The sequence below is a fragment of the Acrocarpospora macrocephala genome (genome assembly GCF_009687865.1).
GTDB lineage: Bacteria > Actinomycetota > Actinomycetes > Streptosporangiales > Streptosporangiaceae > Acrocarpospora > Acrocarpospora macrocephala.
In genome coordinates, this window is record NZ_BLAE01000027.1 from 57577 (window position 1) to 74051 (window position 16475).

Annotated in this window: 17 protein-coding genes and 1 pseudogene; 9 read left to right on the top strand and 9 right to left on the bottom strand. The window is 67.4% G+C overall.

Features of this window, described 5'->3' with window-relative positions:
• Nucleotides 1–21: 21 nt before the first annotated feature.
• Genes Amac_RS23390 through Amac_RS23400 form a run of 3 tightly spaced genes read right to left on the bottom strand, consistent with a single transcriptional unit; the run spans nucleotide 22 to nucleotide 2027 of the window.
• Nucleotides 22–360, bottom strand: a complete 339-nt coding sequence (locus Amac_RS23390) for a spore germination protein GerW family protein (RefSeq protein WP_155356529.1) — start codon at nucleotides 358–360, stop codon at nucleotides 22–24.
• Nucleotide 361: 1 nt separating this feature from the next.
• Nucleotides 362–1240: a cyclic nucleotide-binding domain-containing protein gene (locus Amac_RS23395; RefSeq protein WP_155356530.1), complete on the bottom strand. Its 879-nt coding sequence runs from the start codon at nucleotides 1238–1240 to the stop codon at nucleotides 362–364.
• Entirely contained in the window at nucleotides 1227–2027 is an 801-nt protein-coding gene (locus Amac_RS23400; RefSeq protein WP_218041244.1) for an alpha/beta fold hydrolase, read from the bottom strand. Before Amac_RS23400 ends, Amac_RS23395 begins: the two co-directional genes overlap by 14 nt.
• 111 nt (nucleotides 2028–2138) lie before the next feature.
• Between Amac_RS23400 and Amac_RS23405 the strand changes: the two genes are divergently transcribed.
• Entirely contained in the window at nucleotides 2139–2342 is a 204-nt protein-coding gene (locus Amac_RS23405) for a 2TM domain-containing protein (RefSeq protein WP_155356531.1), read from the top strand.
• Between the two features lie 26 nt (nucleotides 2343–2368).
• On the opposite strand, the gene Amac_RS23410 is transcribed toward Amac_RS23405, so the two are convergent.
• Nucleotides 2369–2605, bottom strand: coding sequence for a hypothetical protein (locus Amac_RS23410; RefSeq protein ID WP_155356532.1), 237 nt, complete (start codon nucleotides 2603–2605; stop codon nucleotides 2369–2371).
• A gap of 134 nt (nucleotides 2606–2739) precedes the next feature.
• Nucleotides 2740–3246 (bottom strand): RICIN domain-containing protein, encoded by a 507-nt coding sequence (locus Amac_RS23415; protein ID WP_155356533.1) that lies wholly within the window; start codon nucleotides 3244–3246, stop codon nucleotides 2740–2742.
• A gap of 478 nt (nucleotides 3247–3724) precedes the next feature.
• Between Amac_RS23415 and Amac_RS23420 the strand changes: the two genes are divergently transcribed.
• The 4 genes from Amac_RS23420 (at nucleotide 3725) to Amac_RS23440 (ending at nucleotide 7491) form a co-directional block, all read left to right on the top strand.
• Nucleotides 3725–4201 carry a peptidase inhibitor family I36 protein gene (locus tag Amac_RS23420; protein ID WP_155356534.1) on the top strand — a complete coding sequence of 159 codons (477 nt, stop codon included), beginning with the start codon at nucleotides 3725–3727 and terminating at the stop codon, nucleotides 4199–4201.
• 12 nt (nucleotides 4202–4213) lie between these two features.
• Entirely contained in the window at nucleotides 4214–5662 is a 1449-nt protein-coding gene (locus Amac_RS23425) for a trypsin-like peptidase domain-containing protein (protein ID WP_155356535.1), read from the top strand.
• Nucleotides 5663–6126: 464 nt separating this feature from the next.
• Nucleotides 6127–6579, top strand: coding sequence for a hypothetical protein (locus tag Amac_RS23430; RefSeq protein WP_155356536.1), 453 nt, complete (start codon nucleotides 6127–6129; stop codon nucleotides 6577–6579).
• Nucleotides 6580–6852: 273 nt separating this feature from the next.
• The gene (locus tag Amac_RS23440) at nucleotides 6853–7491 is read left to right on the top strand and encodes a DNA alkylation repair protein (RefSeq protein ID WP_218041250.1); all 639 of its coding nucleotides are present in this window, start codon (nucleotides 6853–6855) and stop codon (nucleotides 7489–7491) included.
• Here the strand turns inward: Amac_RS23440 and Amac_RS54490 are convergent.
• Nucleotides 7489–7599, bottom strand: a pseudogene (locus Amac_RS54490) (IS5/IS1182 family transposase); the annotation flags it as partial. The gene Amac_RS23440 and the pseudogene Amac_RS54490 overlap by 3 nt on opposite strands.
• Before the next feature lie 72 nt (nucleotides 7600–7671).
• On the opposite strand from Amac_RS54490, the gene Amac_RS23445 reads away from it, so the two are divergent.
• From Amac_RS23445 to Amac_RS23455, 3 genes are read left to right on the top strand one after another with little or no spacing between them, the layout of a single operon-like run.
• A complete protein-coding gene (locus tag Amac_RS23445) occupies nucleotides 7672–8193 on the top strand; it encodes a hypothetical protein (RefSeq protein ID WP_155356539.1) in 522 nt (173 codons plus the stop codon).
• Between the two features lie 53 nt (nucleotides 8194–8246).
• Entirely contained in the window at nucleotides 8247–9071 is an 825-nt protein-coding gene (locus Amac_RS23450; RefSeq protein WP_155356540.1) for a MerR family transcriptional regulator, read from the top strand.
• Nucleotides 9072–9104: 33 nt separating this feature from the next.
• Nucleotides 9105–10418, top strand: a complete 1314-nt coding sequence (locus Amac_RS23455; RefSeq protein ID WP_155356541.1) for an MFS transporter — start codon at nucleotides 9105–9107, stop codon at nucleotides 10416–10418.
• Nucleotides 10419–10465: 47 nt separating this feature from the next.
• On the opposite strand, the gene Amac_RS23460 is transcribed toward Amac_RS23455, so the two are convergent.
• Nucleotides 10466–13891 (bottom strand): OmpL47-type beta-barrel domain-containing protein, encoded by a 3426-nt coding sequence (locus Amac_RS23460; RefSeq protein ID WP_155356542.1) that lies wholly within the window; start codon nucleotides 13889–13891, stop codon nucleotides 10466–10468.
• A 115-nt stretch (nucleotides 13892–14006) separates the two neighbouring features.
• A complete protein-coding gene (locus tag Amac_RS55300) occupies nucleotides 14007–14150 on the bottom strand; it encodes a hypothetical protein (protein ID WP_155356543.1) in 144 nt (47 codons plus the stop codon).
• Nucleotides 14151–14265: 115 nt separating this feature from the next.
• Between Amac_RS55300 and Amac_RS23470 the strand changes: the two genes are divergently transcribed.
• Nucleotides 14266–14733, top strand: coding sequence for a hypothetical protein (locus tag Amac_RS23470; protein WP_155356544.1), 468 nt, complete (start codon nucleotides 14266–14268; stop codon nucleotides 14731–14733).
• Between the two features lie 190 nt (nucleotides 14734–14923).
• Here the strand turns inward: Amac_RS23470 and Amac_RS23475 are convergent, their stop codons facing one another.
• Nucleotides 14924–16465: a CLIPPER-2 domain-containing protein gene (locus Amac_RS23475; RefSeq protein WP_218041245.1), complete on the bottom strand. Its 1542-nt coding sequence runs from the start codon at nucleotides 16463–16465 to the stop codon at nucleotides 14924–14926.
• Nucleotides 16466–16475 lie beyond the last annotated feature (10 nt).

The following is a 16475-nucleotide window of genomic DNA, read 5'->3' on the forward strand; positions in this document are numbered from 1 at the left end:
GGTTTCGGAGCAGGTAGAGCCCTATCCACGTCGGCGCATGATGGCGCGTATGGTCAGCAGGGCGACGACGGCGACGATCTGGCCGCCCAGGATGATCCTGTTGTAGTCGATCGCCGGGTGCCAACGGACGATTCCCTCCTTGATGACGTACACGCCGGTCGGCACGACTCCCACGCCGAAGCCGCCGCCCGAGCCCTCGCCGGGCTGGTCGCCGTCGACGTGGCCCCCACCGCCTCCGCCGCCCCCGCCGACCCAGGCTGTGGGTATGACTGTTACGCCGTCAACGGTGATCGGTTCGCCGAAGGCGCGCCGGACCGTGGTGGTGTCTCGTACTTTTTCGAGGATTTCCGCTACATCCATGTCAATCTCCCGCGAGTGCAGTGTGGACGGACGAGACCGCGCTCGCCCCTTCGCCGACGGCCGTGGCCACACGTTTGGTGGAGCCCGACCGAAGGTCGCCGACCGCGAAGACGCGGGGCGCGCTCGTCTGGAAGGGCAGGGCCGATTCGGTACGGATGAAGCCGTCGTCGGCCGTGGCGACGCCGGTCAGCCAGCCCGACTCCGGGCCGGCGCCCACCACGACGAGGTCGACCGGGCGGTCGCCGGGCCGGTAGGTGAGGCCGAGTGCTTGGGCGAGCGTGCCGGAGGTCGCGCGCCGCACGACCGAACCGTGGGCGATCGCCGCCGGGAGGTCGTCGGCCGTCAGTCCGGCCGAGGTCATCAGCGCGCTTTCGGGACGGCGGAAGGTGTGTGGGAGGAGCAGCTGTTCGACGTAGGCGCGCAGCTCCAGGGTCGCCGCGGTGTCCGGCTCGCCGACGATCTCCAGGGCGCCACCGGCGGACGCGCGGATGACCTCGCGTCGTTCCTGGAACGCCGCGAGGAGCACGTCGGCGATGTCCACCTGCTCTGCGATGGCCCGGCGGAGCTGCTCCGCGCCGATTCTCACGACCGTCCCGGCGGCGACCACCCGGGCTGTCAGGTAGACGTGCTGACCGGTCAGCAGGCTGAGCTCGCCGAGGAAGTCGCCGGGGCGGGTTCGGTAGATCACCCGTTCCGGCTCGATCGCCGTCGCTTCCCGGACGATGTCCACTTCCGCCGTCGTGAGCAGGAAGAAGTCGTAGGAGTCGTCGCCGGTGGCGTACAGGTCCTGGCCGGGTTCGACCTGCTCCGCCTCGCCGTAATCGGCGAGGCGGAGGAACTGCTCGTCGTCCAGGATCCGCCCGCGTTCAGCGGGCGGCATGTCTGATGAGGTCTGCCGCCGCGCTGGGCTGGGAGATCATCGCGACGTGGGAGGCGCCGACCTCGCGGACCTCTGACTTGGCCCGCTTGGCCATGAATCGCTGCGCGGCGGCGGGCAGGACCTGGTCGTTCTTGACGACGAGGTAGTAGGAGGGGATGGTCTTCCAGGCGGGGGCGCCCGACGGCTCGCCGAGCGTGCGGGCGTCGGCGGGTCGCTGGCCGGCGTGCATGAGGTCGGTGGTCGACTCCTTCACGTCGCCCGCGAAGACGTCGTGGAAGAACTCCTTCTTGATGTAGCCGTCGACGAGGCCCTCGGCGTAGGGGCGGAAGTCGAGGGCCGCCTCGTTGAGCTTGCTGCCGGGGAACTGTGTCTGCAGCTGGAGGAGGGACTCACCCTGGTCGGGGGCGAACGCGGCGACGTACACGAGCGCTTTGACGTTGGGGTTTCCGGTCGCGGCGTTGGTGACGACGATGCCGCCGTAGGAGTGGGCGGCCAGGACGATCGGGCCGGTCAGGGTGGTGAGGATGCTGGCCAGGTAGGCGGAGTCGGAGGCCACGCCGCGCAGCGGGTTGGCTGGGGCGATGACCGGGTAGCCGTCGCGGAGGAGCTTGGCGGCGACGTCGTTCCAGCCGGACGCGTCGGCGAACGCGCCGTGCACGAGCACGACCGTGGGTTTGGGCTTGTTTCCGGGACGGGGATGTGCCTGTGCCTCAGACGTTCCCAGGACCGCGCTGGTCGCGACCGCGGCGGATCCGGCCAGCACCGCTCGGCGAGTCGTCGTCATCATGTGTGCCTTTCAACTTGTCGTTTTCACGCGGCCAATGTAGATCCCGGGCACTTGACGATCACTGAACGAGTGATTCACAAGTCATCAACTGGGCCGATTTAACCTGCGGCCATGACCTATACGAAAAGCGAAAGCGCCAGGAAGTGGGGTCTGCGGATCCACGCGCTCTGCTACGTCCTGTCCAACCTGGCCCAGGTCGTGGTGTGGTGGGTGTGGGACTCCGACCACTTCTTCTGGCCCCTGTGGTCGATTGTCTCCTGGGGCATCGGACTGCTCATCCACTATTGGGCCGTCAAAGAGAAAAGCGGAAACTGAGCGTACGTCCCGCCCGCGCTGGTCTATTACTGCCGTCGTCCCAACAAATGATCGGCGCGCTGGACGAACAGGTGCGCCTCGCGTTCGAGTGACAGCGTCCGGGCCCGTTCGAGGGCGGCCCGGACGTCCGCCTCGGGGGCCAGGCGTGCCCGCAGCAGGAGCAGCAGGCCCTCGGGGTAGCGCTGGCCGTAGGTGCCGAGGTAGAGGTCGGTCAGGTCGAGTGCCTTGGCGGCGGTTTCGAGCCGCCCGGCCGCCAGCCACATCTCGGCGAGCCATCTCGGCGTCGATCGTAGGCGAAGGTCGGCGGTCAGGAAACTGCTTGATTATCGACGCGAAGGCCGCGGCCGGCCGCCGTCCTGGTGGCTGGAAGAGGCCTTCCGCGGCCACTGCGCCGGAGTCAGGCGACCAGACGGAAGCGCTGGTTGCGGGTGCCGGGGGCGAAGCATTCCCAGGTCTGCATGTACGCGCCATTGGCCGTGGACGCGCCGGTCACGTCCAGGCAGAGCTGGCCCACGTCGGCCTTGATGCGGTACGCGCCCATGCCAGCGTCCCAGGTCAGCCACCACTTCTGGTTGTACCCACCGGAGCAGGTCCACTGCTGTACTACGGCCCCGTTGCGCGGGTTGCCATCGCGCAGGTCGAGGCAGGCGCCGCTGTGCGCCGACACGATCGTGTACAGCTCGCCGCTGGGGTGGCCCGCGCTCCGGATGTACCACTTCTGCTGCGAGTTGCCGCTGCACGTCCACTGCTGGATCCGGGCGCCGTTGGCCCGGGACCCATTGACGACGTCCAGACACTTGCCGCTGTTCAGCGGCCGGAGCTCGTACTTGATCTCGGCCGCGCTTGCCGGTGTGGCGGCGAAGATGGAGACGAAGACGGTCACAGAGCTGATGAGGCGTTTCATCGAGGTCCCTCACTGTCCTTCGAATGGGCACTGGTGCCGATTGCCATATCCCTCGGGCTGAGTCTCGGACATGTCGGTATACGTGGGGTATAGGCCCTGCTAGGAACGCGCTTTGGCGCTGCGACGGCGGCCGCGCCAACGAGGCGACCGTGTCGGCCACAACCGCAGCGACCACCGCGCCCGATGCGGACACAGGTCTCCGGTAGCGCGACGTGTTTTCTTCCAGGCGTAGCGCCTTGCGCTAGCGGCCAAGACAAAAGAGTGTCCCGCGGATTCGGGGCCTTCCGCATATGACGGCCGCCCTGAAGACATCAAGAAAATGCCCATGTACGGCGAATGAACCCCCTATGTACGGCAAATATGCGGACCCTCGCTCACCATTGTCGGCATTGGGGGAGCGCGACGGGTGCGCCCCTCCGCGGCCGAAAGAGAGGAGACGGCATGCGAGGGATCGTGCGCAATTCCGAGGGAGGGACCGATGGTCGTTGTTAAGGGGAAACGACGGCTACGGCGGGTGATCCTGACTGCGGTTTCCGTGGTCGGTGTCCTTGTCGCCGGCGCTTTCGTGCGACTGCCTGCCCAGGCCGCCGCCGCTTACATCTACCTGCCCAGCGGTTCAGGAAAGAGCGCCTGCCCGCTCGGATATGTATGCCTGTGGGAACACTCGGAGTTCACCGGGAGAGGTGTCGGCTTCTACAACTCGCAAGCGTGGTACGAGGACCTCTCCGCCACGTACAAGTTCATTCAGAACGCCGCGTCGTCGGCGTACAACCACGGGCAGTACAACGACATCCGCTTCGGCCGCTTCGGCAGTCTCGACGGCGGGACCATAGTCCTGTGCAAGGGCGACGCGATCGCGTATCTGAACATCGGGCGTAACGACGGCGCGATCCCGGGCCTCGGCTGGAACGACGAAATCAGTTCGCATCAGTTCTTTGCCGCCCCCTATTGCTAGCGAGGAAATCGAATGAAACGCAGCAGAGTCATTGTCGCCGTCGTTTCGATGGCGGCCGTGGTCGCGATTCCCTCAGGTGCCCTGGGTTCGGTCAGGGACGAGCCGCCGACCGGCTGGCAGCCATCCGCCGTCGAGGCCGTAGCCCCCGGTGCGGCGCAACTCGCGGGTGTCATCGGGGATATGGCCCGGGATTACGGCATTACCCCGGAAGAGGCGAGAAGGCGGCTGGAACTCCAGGCAATGTTGCCTCAGCTCAGCAAAGACCTGGAGGGCCGCCACCCCGGCGTCTACGCCGGCCTCTGGGTGGATCAGGAGAACGGTGGGACGGTGGTCGTTCAGGCCACCGAACCCACGGCCCTCGCCACCGACCTGGCCGGTCTCCGCGTCCGCCACGCCGTACGGGCCGACAAGGCGCGGTGGTCCCTGGCCGAGCTTCGGGCGACACGCGAGAGGCTCGCGGGCACACTCGGCCATGACGCCGACGTCAGCGTGGACGTGCCCGGCAACCAGGTCGTCCTACTAAAGGAGCCGGCGGAAGCCCGCACGCGGTCGATGCCCGCCGACGCTCAACGCGTTATCGACGACGAGCCCGGGAAGGTGGTGGTCAAGCCGAGACCCGCGCGTGGCGAGTTGAAATCCGCCTACCCCAGCACCTACTGCTCCCCGCTGGCCTGCGATTCGCCGATGCGCGGCGGGATTCGTCTCGACATCCAGCGGGACAGCACCGGCGGCAGCACGTGGGGTGGATGCACCTCCGGCTTCAATGTCACCGACGGCGGGTGGATGTACGTGCTGACTGCGGGACACTGCATCCTCAACGACAAGCATGACGGCATCGCCGACATCACTGTCCACAACGGGCTACCGGTGGGGCAGGAGGTGCCCGGCTCGATCGCGGAGTGGTCCCCACCGCGGGACTACGCGATCATTCCCTATCGCACCAGCGGATCGGACAACTGGGTGACCTACTGGCATGCCGGAAGACTCGGCCAGAACCGCGTGGCCGAGTTCCGCAGCTGCACGCCGGGCACGTCGGCCATGCCCGGCCACTCCTGCACCTACACCGCACACGCGATCACTCGCATGTTCAGCGCGAGTGAGATCTACATCGGGCAGTACCTCTGCACCACCGGCACCGGGACCGGGGTCACGTCGAGCACGCAAGGGGGGTCTTCTGGCGCGCCCGCGAACCGTATGCCGGGAACGCGCTGTGGAGCGGTGGACATCGTCACTCCGCTGACGGTGAGCGCCAAAGTCTGCACTGCTCCGGGCGACAGCGGCGGGCCGCTCTGGGATCCGGTGAATCAGGCCGGAGTCGGCATCGTCATGGACGGCGGGACGAACACCTCCGGCGAGCAGTGCAACGGGATGTTCACGACCTTCGTGCCTCTGTCGGAAATCTTCCGTGCCGCCAAGGCGAAGTCCGGGAAGAGCATCGGCCTCGTCACCTGGTATTCCTAGCCCGCGCGTTCAACACGCCCCCGTCCCGACGACGTGGGGCGCGAACGAGGCGATGGCCGGGTGGGCCGCTCGAAGATCCGTTCCAACCCCGGAATGGAGGTTCGGCGGCGCACCCGGCCCAGCGCACGGCAACCAAGCGCCACCCTCTATTGGTGCGACGCCTGGTGGAGGCTCAGACGAAGGAGCAGGCGACTGGGGCGTACTGAGAGTTCGAAGGTTGGGTCGTAGCGCAGGGGCAGCTATTTGAGCCGCGCCGCTGGCGGGCTAAGGAGCCGCGTTGCTCCTGGTCGGGCCCGACCGGCACATTGCGTGGCGGGGTGAGCGCCCGCGTGGTCGGCGGGGCCGCCCAGTCTGACGGACAGGGTTCCCAATATCACGGACAAATGCCGGCCTATCGTGCACGCCTGGGCGTTCTCGGGAGGTGATCTGGTGTTCGCAACGTCCGCGATCGAAAGGGAGCAATCATGATCAGAAAGCTCGTCGCGACGACCGCCGCATTACTGGCAGGTGCGACGCTGTTCGTCGCTCCGGCGTCGGCCGGGGCCGCCGCGTTCGACCCGAATCCCACCATCGGAGGCAACGGCCAGGCCGTTCCGGCGCCGCACTACGCGACGGGAGCACGCGGAGTCAGCGCACCCTCCTACCTGCCGAGCTGCCCGTTCCAGCGGGTCTGCATCGCGGTCCTCGACTATCAGGACAACAACATCAACACCTGGAAGATCTACGACCTGTACCAGTGCGGCGACTACTCGTTCTACGACTGGCACGCCCGCGGCTGGATCCGCAACAACCAGTCGGGCGGGGCGGTGGCGGTCCGGCTGAACTCAACGTGGAGCGTGCTCAGCCCGACCCACCCGGTGGACAACCGGTGGCTGGACGTGAACTGGGAGCCCGCCTACCACTTCCGCCCTTGTTGATCTAACCCCCCTTCGCCGTGCCAGATAGGCGGCGACGTGCATCCGGTTCCCGCGCGTACGGCTGTCGCAGTGCACGCGGGACCGGTTGCGCGAATCGTCCGTGGCGGGGCCGTTACACCCTCTTCGAACTCGACTGGCCGCTTCTGAACCCGGACCGCCGAACCGGCGTGTACGACAGCGGCCGACTTCCGTCGTAGGCTGAATCTCGCGCGTGATGGACAGGAGGCTGAGGTGGCTGAGGCGACGCTGAGCGAGACGACGGTGGCCGAGGTGATGGCCGAGTTGGCCGGGCTCGAGGACCCGAGGGCGCGCGAGGTGAACGAGAAACACGGTGACGATCACGGTGTGAACCTCAGCAAGCTGCGGGCGGTCGCGAAGCGGCTGAAGACGCAGCAGGAACTCGCGTGCCAGCTCTGGGAGACCGGTGACACCGCGGCGAGACTGCTGGCGATCCTGATCTGCCGCCCGAAGGCGTTCGGGCGTGACGAGTTGGACGTCATGCTGCGCGAGGCGCGCAAACCCAAGGTGCACGACTGGCTCGTGAACTACGTGGTGAAGAAGAACCCGCACTCCGAAGAGCTGCGCCTGGCCTGGTTCGCCGATCCGGATCCAGTGGTCGCGAGTGCCGGCTGGGCGCTGACCACCGAATGCGTGACGAAGAAGCCCGAGAGCCTCGACCTCGCGGGGCTGCTCGACGTCATCGAGGCGGAGATGAAAGACGCCCCGGATCGGCTGCAGTGGGCGATGAACCATTGCCTGGCTCAGATCGGGATCGATCACGCCGAGCACCGCGTCCGTGCGCTCGACATCGGTGAGCGCCTGGAGGTGCTCAAGGACTACCCGACTCCCCCGGGCTGCACGTCTCCGTTCGCGCCTATCTGGATCACCGAGATGGTGCGCCGAGCACGGTGAGAGTCGGCGGTAGCAAATGAGGGCGGCGACGAAGGATGCGAAGTGGTCCGCACGGCGTTCGTAGCGCCGGTGTAAGCGGCGGCAGCCGGCCTTGAGGAGTACCCGCCGACCAGGCCGCCCGGGATATCGCGGACGCCTTCACCAAGGCGGAGGACGCTACTCACCGCTCATCATGAAAACATGAAGCTGAGGGCGCATCCGATCGTGCGTGGCGGTCTGGCCCTTTCGGGCCTGGCATTAATGGCGCTCGGCCTGCTCTGGTCGGCCGTGGTCCTGGGGGCAGAGGACAGCGCCTTACGGCTAGAGCATCTGGTACGGGCTTCGCCGGTCGAGTTGGGTGCGGTGGCGGTCGTCTCGGTGCCCTTGCTGGCGGTCGGTGTCGTACGCGTGGCACGGGCGCCTCTGTTCGGTATCACCTGCACCGACACAGAGGTCAGGGTGCACAAGGTGATGTGGACTCGTCGAGTCCCGACCGAGCGAATCACCGAGATTCGCCGTACCTGGACGGGCAAGATCGATCTGCGGTGGGAGACCACGGAGGGGTGGCCACGTTGGACTCGGGTTCCCGCGTTCTCTCTCCCCCTTACCACTCGCAGGGTTTTCCGGCAGTGGCTGGAGCCGTACAACGACCAGTGCGTCGCCACGCTGCGAGGGTGGATCGAACAGGAGACCCGCACCGGCCGGACTAACCCTCACCCGTAGAGCTGGTCACATTCACGACTCTCCCTGGCGAGGTTGGGTCGATAATTCCTGCCATGTGGGTGCGACTGACCATCGGGGACTTCTCCCGGATGACTCATTTGAGTGTGAAGGCGCTACGGCACTACCACGACATGGGGGTTCTTGAACCGGCCGAGGTCGACCCGGTCTCCAGCTACCGCTTCTATACGCCGAGTCAGGTGCCGACCGCGCAGGTGATCCGCAGATTGCGGGACCTCGGCATGCCACTGGACGAGATCAAGGAGGTGTTGCAGGCCGCGGATGTCGAGTCTCGGAACCGCGTAATGGTCGCGCACCTGCAGCGGATGGAGTCACAGCTTGCGCAGGCGCAGTCCGTCGTCGCTTCGTTGCGATCGTTGCTGGAACGGCCGCCCGCGCCCATCGCGGTTGAGCACCGGTCGGTGGGCCCGGTGCGGGCACTCGCGATCTCCGAGCATGTGTCGATGCCCGAACTGGACGCATGGTGGGACGGGGCCTTCCGGGAGCTGGATGCGGCGCTGGTAGCGGCGGTCGTGTCGCCGGCCGGACCTCGTGCCGCGTTGTACTCGGCTGAGTACTTCGCGTTCGAGGCCGGCGGCGAGGTCGTCGCGTACATCCCGATCACGGATGAGGTGAGCGCCGGCGGCCGGACCAGGATGCTGGAGATCCCTCCGGCGGAGCTGGCGGTGGCCGTGCACAAGGGCGACTTCGGCAGTCTGGACCAGACCTACGGCGCGCTCGGTACCTACGTGGCAGAGCGTGAGATCGGCGTGGACGGGCCGATTCGCGAGCACTACCTGGTCACCGCGTTCGACACCGATGACGAGTCCCGTCACCTGACCGAGGTCGGTTGGCCAATCTTCCGCACCACACGGGCTTGACCCTCCTGTAATGGGAGACCCGACGGTCGGTGCGTGGACGAGATCAACCGCATGCTCGCCAGACAGCGCCAGGCCGACCTCGTACGGGAGGCTCAACGCAGCCAACTGGCACACGCCGCAAGGGCCGCCGCCCGCCTAGGGCTTCCGCGCGAGCTGTGGCTCGTGGTGCTCGGGATCTTCTTGAACTACGTCGGCTACGGCGCAGTCCTACCCTTTGAGGTCATCTATCTCCACGACGGTCGCGGGTTCAGTCTCGGCGTCGCCGGTCTCGTGGTTGGCTTGATCACTGGTGTCGCGGTGGTGACCGCGCCGCTGGCCGGCCCGCTCATCGACCGTTTCGGGGCTCGTGCCGTGGCCGCGGGCGCCGGGGTTGTCCTGGCTGCCGGATATACCGGCCTGGCGTTCGTCTACTCGCCTGCCCAGGCGTTCGTGGCCGCCGCGATCGCGGGCGCGGGAAACGGCGCTCTGAACCCAAGCCAGTCAACGCTCGTCGCGACGCTCGCACCGGCGCAGCTGCGCCATCGCGCCAACGCGGTCTCGCGGGTTGCCGCCAACGTCGGCGTCGGGATCGGCGGCGGGGTCGGTGGCCTCGTCGCGGCGTACGGCTTGACCGGGTTCGTGGCGCTGTTCCTGGCCAACGGCGTGACCTACCTGATCTATGTGTGCGTGTTGATCGCCGTTGTGCGCGAGGACGCGCGACCGGAGCCGATCACGGGCGGGTACCGGCTCGTGGTTCGTGACCGCGCGTTCGTCCAGCTCGCGCTGACGAACGTGGCGATGATCGCGGTCGGTTGGGGCGTGTTCACCTGGCTCGTACCGCCGTACGCCAAGGACGAGGTGGGCATCAGCGCGCAGCTCATCGGGTTGTTGATGCTCGCCAACGCCGCCACGGTGGTCGTAGCCCAGGTGCCGATCGCCGTGTTCGCCGAGGGCCGCCGGCGGGCTGTGATGATGGCGCTGGCAGCGTGGATGTTCGTCGCCGCTTGCCTGCTCGTGCTCGCCGCGGGCACTGGCACGGACCTGGCGATCCCGGCACTGTTCGTGGCAGCGGTCCTGGTCGGCGCCGGCGAGTGCTTCCACACGACCGTGCTGATGCCGCTCGCCGCCGATCTCGCGCCAGCGGGTCTGCGGGGCAGGTACATGGCGTCGATGGGGCTCTCGTGGTGGATCGGCCTGGCCATCGCATCGGCGTTCGGCGCCCAGCTGCTCAGCGTCTCGCCGACCGCGGCGTTCCTCGCGGCCGCGGTTGTGGCACTGGTGGCCGGCGTCTCGGCACTGACGCTGGAGCGCCGGCTGCCCGACGCCTGCCGGCTGACCCCTCGCCCCCACCGATCGCCCGATAAGTAGTGAGGTGCCGGGTTTCCACGTGGTCGCCCGGCACCCCCTGGCCATGATCAGCTCTCGGACGTGCCGCCGTTCTCGGCGATCAGCGCGTCGGCGTCACGCAGGAGCAGGGTCCTGACCTGAGCGTCCGAGACGATCTTCGGGTCGTTGACCGTCTCCACGAACCGCTCAAGCTTCTTGACGATCTTCTTCTTGTCCCGTTCGCGTCCCCTGTCCTCCGACACCATGACCTTCGAGATCCGGTCCTGCAGCTTCGCGGCCCCGGTGGCGTTGAGCTTCCCAGCGGCCTCGAAGCGGTCGATCAGCGCGGAGATGTCGTCCGTCGAGGTCTCGACGGAGAACTTCACCGTCTGCACGGTCTGGTTGCCGGTGTTGTCGACGGCGGTGACGGTGAGCGTGTGCTCGCCCAGGGCCAGCTCGTACAGCTTGAGCGTGCCCGGCTCGAACGGCTGCCCATCCAGCGCGCCGGTCACCGTCTTCACTCCGGACCCGGAGTCGATGGCCTCCCAGCCGATCGGCAGGTCCAGGCTGTCGCCGTACCGGGTGCCGTCCGCGACACCGGTGATCAGCACGGTGGGTGCGACGCTGTCTTCGATCTTGACCGTGACGGCCTTGATCTCCTCGACGTTGCCGGCCTTGTCGGTCGACCGGTAGCGCAGCTCGTGCTCGCCCTCACCCGAGATGACCACCGTCTGGGTGTACGGCGTCCACGCGCCACCGTCCAGCGAATACTCGGTGCCCGCCACACCGGACGTCGCGTCCGCCGCGGAGAGGACCACCGACACGCCGCCGACCGGAGTGGTGTCGGCAGTGGTCACCGGCGCGGTCGCGTCCACCTTGACCGCGAGGGTCTTGGCGGCCTCGACATTGCCCGCCTTGTCGGCGGAACGGTAGGCCAGCGTGTGCGAGCCATCGCCGGTGATGACGACCGGCTCGGCGTAACCGGTCCAGGCGCCGCCGTCGAGCTGGTACTCGGTACGGTCGACCCCGCTGCCCTGGTCGGCCGCCGACAGCGTGACCAGCAGCGCGCTGGTGAACCAGCCGCTCGCCGGCTGGGCCGGGTCGGTCGTCGCGGTCGTCACCGGCGCGATCCCGTCAAGGGAAAGGGTCAGCACGGCCGGGTTGTGGTCGGCCACCTTGTGCCCGTCGGTGAACCGGTCAGCGTAGTCGGTGCTGATCGGCGCGTAGCGGAAGTCCGCCACCGCGCTGTCCAACCCGTCGGTGACCAGCACGTGGTCGAGCGTCTGCAGCACGCCCTGGTAGTGCGAGCTGTAGCGGAACTCGGCCGGAGCGCTGCCCCAGAGGTTGGTCAGGCTGCTGCCGGTCTGCAGCGCGGCCAGCGGCGCCTCGGTCTCGAACTGGTTGAGGTCACCCAGCACGATCACCTGACGGCCGGCCGCCTCCAGCGACGCCACCTGGTCGCGCAGCCGGTTGGCCTGCTGCAGCTGGCAGGCGCCGGACGCGCCGCTGCCGCCCTTGGACTTGAAGTGGTTGTTCACGATCGTGAACTCCCGGCCGTACACCTTGACGTCGAGAGCCAGCGGCGGCCGGTCGTAGGCGAGGCCCGAATCGTCGCACCCCGCGGTGGTCCGGTCGAACTGGCGCAGGTTCGACACCGTCACCCCGTCCTTCACCAGGTAGCCGACGTCGATGCTGCGGGAGTCGTTGCCCTCCAGCAGGTACGCGGTGTACCCACCGAGCGTGTTCGCCAGGTCCCTGAGCACCGCCAGGTTGTAGACCTCCTGCACGGCCACGATGTCGGGACGCTTCAGCAGGCGGTCGATCGCGTCGGCCAGGCGGGCCTTCTTCTCGTCGTACTCGGCCTGGCTGACCGGGGACAGGTCCAGCCCCACGCCGACCGGGAAGTAGTTCAGCACGTTGAACGACACCACCCGGACCTGACCCGGGGCGGCCTGCGTGACACCTGTGTACGGGTAGGCCACCGGACCGTCCACGACGGACGGCAGCGCGCCCGGCTGGGGCATCAGCTTGTAGTGGCTGTAGGAGAAGGAGAGCGGACCCGTCGCGTCACGCACCTCGTCGAAAAGGTCAGCCGTGACGTAGGTGGTGGACGGAGCCGACGGCTTGTACGGGTTCCCCGGGTTGCCCGCACCCGCGTCAGCGTCAAGCGCGAGGAGCGATGCCGGCAACGGCTCGCCCTCCAGGATCCGGTCGCGGGTGGTCCCCGGCGTGAGGAAGAGCTCGCCGAACTTGTTGGTGCCGCCCGAGTTCGCCGTACCCACGGGCAGTTTCACCAGCATGTTCTCCAGCGACTCGTAGTAAGGCTTGTCGGCGCCCTGCGACTCGGCCCGCGCCCGGTCGATGACGACCGGGGCCGGCACAGCCGCGGTGCCGACCTTCGTCGGCTCCTGGCCGATCTGCTCGGCGATCTCGGTGAGGCCGAACTTCTCCTTGACCTGGCCGGTCACCCGGACGACGTCACCGGGGCGGAACGAGGAGGCCGTGTCCACGTACCCGACGAAGATGCCCTCGGACGTGGCCGGGTTGCCGTCGTCGTCGGACGGCAGCGACTGCAGGAAGATGCCGCGGTCCTCCGGGTAGGTACGGTCGTAGTCGGCGCCCACCTCGTCGTCGATGCCGGTGACCACACCCTGCACGGTGACCGTTTTGCCGGAGCACGGTGACGCGGCGCCGGTGCCCTGGATGCCGTTGATCTTCGTACAGTCCCCAGCGGGCGGCGGGTCGCTCGGGCCCTCGTTCACCCCGCCCTTGGTCAGCTCGACGTCGTCCCAGTACGTCGTCATGTTGGGGAACGGGGAGACGGCCTTGCGGTCCTGCAGGTTGCCGACCCGTACCGAGGTCACGGTGAAGTCGGTGAATCCGAACTTGGTTCTGATGTCGGCGTCGAGATCCCGGGAGTTGGCGACCCAGTCGCCGTTGCCGGTGAACTGCTCGCCGATGATGTACTTGGTCGTGGCCGAGTCCTGCGGCGAGCCGGTGTAGTCGGTGCGCGAGTTGGGGTGGAAGTAGCGCAGGCTGTTGACCTGGCCGCCCGAGGTGAACTGCACCTCGGCCATCGCGCCGGCCCAGTTCGCGGAGCGTGAGTCGGGGTAGAAGGTCTGCGCGGCGTCGTAGCTGAAGAACAGGTCGTTCGCGCTCGGTACGTTGACGTTCTGCTGGGCGGCGATGCCCTGGACGCCAAGGTTTGCACCAATCTGCCAGAACATCTCAAGTGCGAACTGCCCATCCGGGATCGGATTGGGTGGCGGAAACTGACCGGACGCGTTGAAGGTCTGGACGACCCATCGGAATGGAGCGTTCTCATTCCCTAGCAGCACTGGCGTCCACCCGGTGGGGTTGGCCGCGTTGGCGCCAGGCTGCTCGAAGCTCGGGTTCTGCAGGTACTCGGTGGCGGTCTCGGCCTGAGCGACCGTACCCGACAGGGGTGCGGCGACCAGCGCGGCCACGATCACGGCAGTGATCCGCCGGCCGAGTCCTCTCTGGAGGGATCTCATGGCTTGGCTTTCCTCCTCGATACGCGCGGATTCATGATCCGGATCCGTAGCCAAGCGATCAGGGGTGGCCGAGCGCTGAACCCTGGTCGGCCATCAACCGTCGATTTGGCACGATCTACGACTTATGCGGCGAGTCCGCGGACAGCTGTCCGGTTTGCTCCTTGATGCCGGTGTCGCGGGGGCTGGCGAACAGGCGGGACAGCGGGGAGCAGGCGGCGGCGGCCGGCTCTGCCGGGCGGCACGGCGGATGCCCATTCATTGTGGGCGAAGGGTCCACTTAGCCGAGATTCCCGGCCGCCATTGGTCCTGGGGATGCGATTCCTCGCGGGTTTAAATGGACGAATCCAAGCGATTGTCGGTCCGAAAGGGCGACTATGAACAAGAAATCAAGGTTGACCAGGCTCGTCGCCGTTCTCACCGCAGCCAGCGTGATGGTCTGTGGTCTGGCGGTCACCCCCGCGCGCGCGGCTACTCCCATCGACATCCGCGATGGCCGGCTGACCATTCAGGAAATCTTGCAGATCAACGGAATGGACGACAGCACGCCGAAGTCCGCTGAGTTCGCCTCCGCCGGTCGGGAGTCGATGACCGAGGAGGAGTTCTACGCGCTGATCGAGAAAGGACAGTTCGACAAGTTCGAGAATTGGGTCATCGTCGACTATCCGGCACCGGAAACCACCATCAACGATGTCGCTCAGCGGCAATTCCCCGGTGGCTATGGCGACGAACACCTCATAGTCTTCTCGATCGACCTTGGAGGTTGGACTATCACTGTATCCTGCGTCAATTGGGGGGGTACCCCACCCACAATAGTGTGCTCGAGCAGTGGCCGCCCCTCGTAGCATGCGGCACTGTCGTAGTCGCCCAGTTCCTTGGCCAGCGATCCCGAGAACGGTCGGCCCGACTCGCATCATCCGGCTGCGGATAACGTCCGGGGACAAAGCCATCTATTCGCTTTAGGCAGTGCGTGGTACCGCCTTGCCGCGGATGATTCGCGGCAAGGCGGGATCAGGTAAGCGGCTTGACCGGGTCTCAGCGGGTCAGCCTTCTTTCTTCGGTTCTGCAGTACGGGCAGGCGGGTGCGGGGTCGACGCAGACCTTGACGCTGTCGCTGTTGTTGGACGGGTCGAGGTCCAGTTCCTTGCCGCTTGCGGTGGCGGTGTTGGTGGTTTCGGCGACCGTGGTGGCCTTGGCCTGGATGGTCAGCGTGGCGGTGGCGCCGGCGGCGAGCGTGCCGACGGTCCAGGTGTCGCCGGCGTACGTGCCGGTGGAGGGCGTTGCCGACAGGAGGGCGAGCCCGGCTGGCAGCGTGTCCTTGACCACGACGCCGGTGGCGTCGTTCGGCCCGGCGTTGCGGACGGCCACGTGGTAGCTGATCATCCCCCCGGCGGTGACCCGGGTTTGCTCGGCGGTTTTGACCACGCTCAGGTCGACGGCCGGGTTGATCTCGGTGACGATGTCGCCGCTGGTGGAGGTCAGCGGCTCAGGGTCGGGGCCGAGGCGGTTCTCGTAGTCGACCGTGCCCTGGTTGGTGGCCTGCTTACCTGCGATAGCCCGGCCGACCTTGACGCGGAACTCGACGGTGGTGCCGTCGGGCAGGGCGTCACTGTTGGGCAGCTGGCCCCCGGCCACGGCGGTCGCGCCGTTGCCCAGCATGATGGTGATCTTTCCGGTGGCGGGGTCGAATTCGGCCTGGTCGTCGCCGGCCTGGTCGGTCTTGGCGCCACTGTTGGGGCCATCGACGACCTGGAGCGAGCCGGGCACGAAGGTGGTGCCCGCCGGGACGGTGTCGGTGAGGCGGACGTTGTCCGCCTCACCGCCGCCCTTGTTGACCGCGGTCAGCCGGTAGGTGATCTCCTCGCCGACGTCCAGCGGCCCCTGCGGACTCGCGGTCTTGCTCACGACCACGCACGGCGCGGTGCCGAAGAAGACATCGTCGAGGAAGTTACCGACGGAGGGGTTCCCCCCGGCGGCGGAGATGGAGCGGAAGGCGAACCTGGTGGTCGTCATCCCGGCGGGCACGGTGTAGGTGCCGGAGTAGGTGCCCCACTTCGCGGTGCCGTCGGAGGCGATCGCCTGCTGGGCCGGGCCCGCGGGATCACCGATGTCCAGTGCCATCGTGTCGGTTCCGAGACGGCCGCGGTGGGACAGCCGCCAGTACAGCTTCTGCCCGGGTGTGGTCGGGCGGTCCTGGTACAGGGTCGCGACCTGGGTGGCGTTCAACTCGCCGAACTGCTTTCCCTCGGCGGGCGGGACGCCCATCCGGGTGCTCCAGATCTCGATCAGGTGATCGGTGGAGGTCGTCCGCCAGCCCGGCACCGCGTTCGGGCCGCCCCGCGAGGCATCGGGGAACGAAGCCCACGCCCCGCCGGTGACGACGGGCTGTTCGAAGCCGCCGTTGGCCAACGCCACTCGCTCCGGACAAGTAGCCGGATCCGGTGCGACCATGCGGGCTGGGCCGGCGTGCGCCTGGGTCGGCGCGGTGCCGGCCAGCACCGCATCGGACAGCGTCAGCGGCAGGGCCGTCGCCGCCAGGGCGGCGACTGGGTAAAGCATCCTGCGGATGTGCTTCATGATGATGTTC